Annotated in this window: 4 protein-coding genes; 3 read left to right on the top strand and 1 reads right to left on the bottom strand. The window is 64.6% G+C overall.

Annotation, left to right across the window (positions count from 1 at the left end; translation table 11 throughout):
* Together ACK4SV_RS16240 and rimK are read left to right on the top strand one after the other, a co-directional pair.
* Positions 1 to 230, top strand: a 230-nt coding sequence (locus tag ACK4SV_RS16240; RefSeq protein ID WP_409918886.1) for a cobalamin B12-binding domain-containing protein, incomplete at its 5' end; no start/stop codon positions are given.
* Between the two features lie 82 nt (positions 231 to 312).
* On the top strand, positions 313 to 1,704 hold the full coding sequence (gene rimK / locus ACK4SV_RS16235) for a 30S ribosomal protein S6--L-glutamate ligase (protein ID WP_409918885.1): 1,392 nt from the start codon (positions 313 to 315) through the stop codon (positions 1,702 to 1,704).
* 6 nt (positions 1,705 to 1,710) lie between these two features.
* Here the strand turns inward: rimK and ACK4SV_RS16230 are convergent, their stop codons facing one another.
* Entirely contained in the window at positions 1,711 to 2,970 is a 1,260-nt protein-coding gene (locus ACK4SV_RS16230; RefSeq protein ID WP_409918884.1) for a multidrug effflux MFS transporter, read from the bottom strand.
* Positions 2,971 to 3,127: 157 nt separating this feature from the next.
* Between ACK4SV_RS16230 and ACK4SV_RS16225 the strand changes: the two genes are divergently transcribed.
* The coding region (locus ACK4SV_RS16225; RefSeq protein ID WP_409918883.1) for a cadherin repeat domain-containing protein at positions 3,128 to 3,564 on the top strand (437 nt) is incomplete at its 3' end.

Raw genomic sequence — 3,564 nt, 5'->3', positions numbered from 1 at the left:
TCCTGTCGGGCAGCCATCTGGATCTCGTGCGCGAGACGGTCGCGGAAATGCGCAAGCAGGGACTCGAGGATGTGCCGCTCGTCGTCGGCGGGATCATCCCACCGGAAGACAGCCGGGCGCTGCGCCAGATGGGCGTGGCGGCGGTGTATACGCCCAAGGATTTCCGCATCACCGGCATCATGGGCGATGTGACAAAAATTGTCGAAAAAGCGTGGCTTGTGAAAGGCTGACTCCATGATGCTGTAGCGGGGGTTGTCGCCGGGCGCCGAAACTCTGTAACGGTGGCGAGCCCAAGCCGGAGCATCCAGCACCATGCCGAATTCCACGCCCCTCCAGCTTGGCTGGGAAGAATGGCTGTCCCTGAAGGATCTGGGCCTGCCGGCAATCAAGGCGAAGATCGACACCGGCGCCAAGACTTCGGCGCTGCATGCCAGCGTGATCGAGCCGTTCGGGCCAGCCCATGCGCCGCAGGTGCGCTTCCTGATCCAGCCGGATCCGGGTGATGCGTCGCTTGAGGTTACCTGTTCGGCGCCGATCGTCGACCGGCGCGAAGTGACGAGTTCGAATGGCGAGCGGGAGCTGCGTTATGTTATCGAGACGACTGCCGAGATTGGCGGGCTCAGCTGGCCGATCCAGTTGACGCTGTCGAACCGCGAGACGATGACTTACCGGATGCTGCTCGGCCGGGCGGCGATCCAGCCGAGTTGGATCATTGATCCGAACGCCTCCTTCCTTCAGCCGCAGCTGAGCTATCAGACCTATCAGGGCCTGCCGCGCCGCAAGCCGGTGAAACGGCCGCTGCGTATCGCGTTGCTAACGCGGGAGCCCCGCAATTATTCGTCCTTGCGGCTCATTGAGGCGGCGGAAACGCGCGGGCATGTGATCGAAGTGATCGATACCGCGCGCTGTTACATGCGCATCGGCGCGGCGGACGCGGAGGTGCATTATGACGGCGAGGCGCTGCCGCGCTATGACGCCGTCATTCCGCGCATCGGCGCGACCATCACCGATTATGGCATGGCGGTGCTGCGCCAGTTCTCGAACACCGGTGCGTATTGCCTGAACACGGCGGGCGCGATTGGCCGCTCGCGCGACAAGCTGCTGGCGCACCAGCTGCTCGCCCGCGCCAAGATCGCCATGCCGATCACGGCGTTCGCGCACAGCCCGAAGGATACCAAAGGCCTGATCGCGGTGGCGGGCGGGGCGCCGGTGGTGCTGAAGCTGCTGTCCTCCACGCAGGGGAAGGGGGTTCTGCTGGCGGAGACGCGCAAGACAGCGGAGCATCTGGTCGATGCGTTCCGGGGGCTGGACGCAAACTTCCTGGTTCAGGAATTCGTTGAGGAAGCAGGCGGGGCCGATATCCGGGCCTTCATCGTTGGCAACAAGGTCGTGGGCGCGATGCGGCGTCAGGCGGAGACCGGCGAGTTCCGCTCGAACCTCCACCGCGGCGGCACAGCCAGCCCGGCGAAACTGTCGGCGGCGGAGCGGGACATCGCGCGGGAAGCTGCCAAGGTGCTAGGCCTGCAGATCGCGGGCGTAGACCTGTTGCAGACGTCTGCTGGTCCGAAGGTTCTGGAAGTGAACTCGTCTCCCGGCCTCAAGGGCATCGAAGCGGCGACCGGCAAGGACATCGCCGCGCGCATCATCGAACATCTGGAGACGGTCATCCGGCCGCTCGCCCGCCAGCGTGAACCGCTTCTGTAAGCGCCGTCAGCGGCTGGAGAATAGCCGGCCTTTTTCCGTGACGAGCACGATTCCCAGCGAAACGACCCCCAGACCGACGAAGCCCGCCGTGAGCGGAATGGTCGTCCCATTGTACTGCGCGCCGATCAGCATGCCGATCAGGCTCGAGATCAGAGTCGTGGCAAAGCCATAGGCAGCCGAGGCCGTGCCGGCGATCTTGCCGAGCGGTTCCATGGCGAGGGCGGAGAAGTTCGATCCCATCATGCCGAAACAGGCGAAGCTGAGCGCAAAGATCGGGAAGAACACCGCGAAGTTTTCACCAAACGCCAGCGTCGTGAGAGTCAGGACCAGCGAGGTGAGAATGAACATGATCAAGGCCGCATGGCTTATGCGGCGCATGCCGAGCCGCTCGACCAGGCGCGAATTGGTGAAGTTGGCGACGGCGAGGGCCGCCGCGACGCCGGCAAACCAGAGCGCGAAAGTGTTCTCCATCCGGAAGACTTCCCGGAACACCTGTTCGGACGAGGCGATGAAGGCGAACAGCGCGCCGAAGATGATGCCGGACGCCATCATGTAGCCGAAGCTGACGGGCGAGCGGACGACCTCCAGATAGGCGCTGCCCGCGCTGCGCAGGTTCAGCGGTCGCCGGGCTTCGGGCGGCAGGGTTTCCGGCAGGCGCGCCCAGGTCCAGATGAGCATCATCAGGCCCCAACCCGCCAGCACCACGAAGATGCCCTCCCAGGGTGCGAACAGTAGGATCAGCTGTCCGGCGCCTGGCGCGATAATCGGCACGATCATGAAGATGGTCATCACCAGCGACATGAAACTCGCCATACTGCGGCCCGCGAACAGGTCGCGCACCACCGCGGCGGCGACGATCCGCGCGCCGGAAGCGAACACGCCCTGCAGGAAACGCGCAGCGAGCAGCGCCCAGAAATCCTTGAGGATGACGCAGAGAAAGGCGGTCGCGACATAACCGATCAGCCCGATGAACAGCGGCGCGCGGCGGCCGAAGCGGTCGGTTATCGGGCCCCAGGCGAGTTGAGGTGCGCCGAAGCCGAGCACATAGGCGAAGATGATCAGCTGCTGGCGATTGTCGCGCGGCGCGCCCTCGGCCACGAGACCTGTCGCGCGGCTGATTTCGCCGAGGGCAGGCAACATGATGTCGATGGCGATGGCGTTCAGCGCCATCAGCCCGGCGACCATGGCGATCAGTTCCGGCTTGCCGAGGCGTCTCGCCTGGGCCGGTTGAAGCGCGGCTGGCTTGTCTGCCGAATCGCCGTCCATGTTGAGATTGTCCTTATCGCGATAAACTGAATCAGGCCTTCTGAACCCTTTCAGGTGGCTTGGCCAGCGGGCGATCCGGCGTATCTGGTCTGCGATTGTGGAAGCTGTCCGAAAAGATAGGCAGGCGCGGTGAGACTCGATGCTAGGTTGCAACGGCATGAGACCGCCCACACACGCCCTGAGCGCCTGGAAGGTCGTCCTTCTGGCGGCAGTGTTTGTTCTTGTTGCCTGCGGGGGCAGCAGTGGGGGCGGAAGCACGGCGCCGCCACCGGCAGCGAACCAGCCACCGGTCATCACCTCGCCGGCCTCGGTCACCGTCAATGAGCAGACGACCGGACCTGTCTATACACTCACGGCCACCGATCCCGATGGGGACCCCATCACGTTGTCAGTCGTTCCGGGCGGGGATGCGGCGGTTTTCAGCTTCGCGCCGGCGACTGGAGTTCTGTCTCTGCCCCAGCCGCTGGATTTCGATGCGCCGCAGGACGCGGACGGTAACAATGTCTACCGCGTGACGTTCGAGGCGCGCGATGGCCGGGGCGGCGTCGCCAGCCTGACGGTCGAGATTACAGTGCTGCAGGTCGAAGTCGGCAT

Source organism: Hyphomonas sp., assembly GCF_046313735.1.
GTDB lineage: Bacteria > Pseudomonadota > Alphaproteobacteria > Caulobacterales > Hyphomonadaceae > Hyphomonas.
This window is presented reverse-complemented; position numbering and strand designations above follow the sequence as displayed.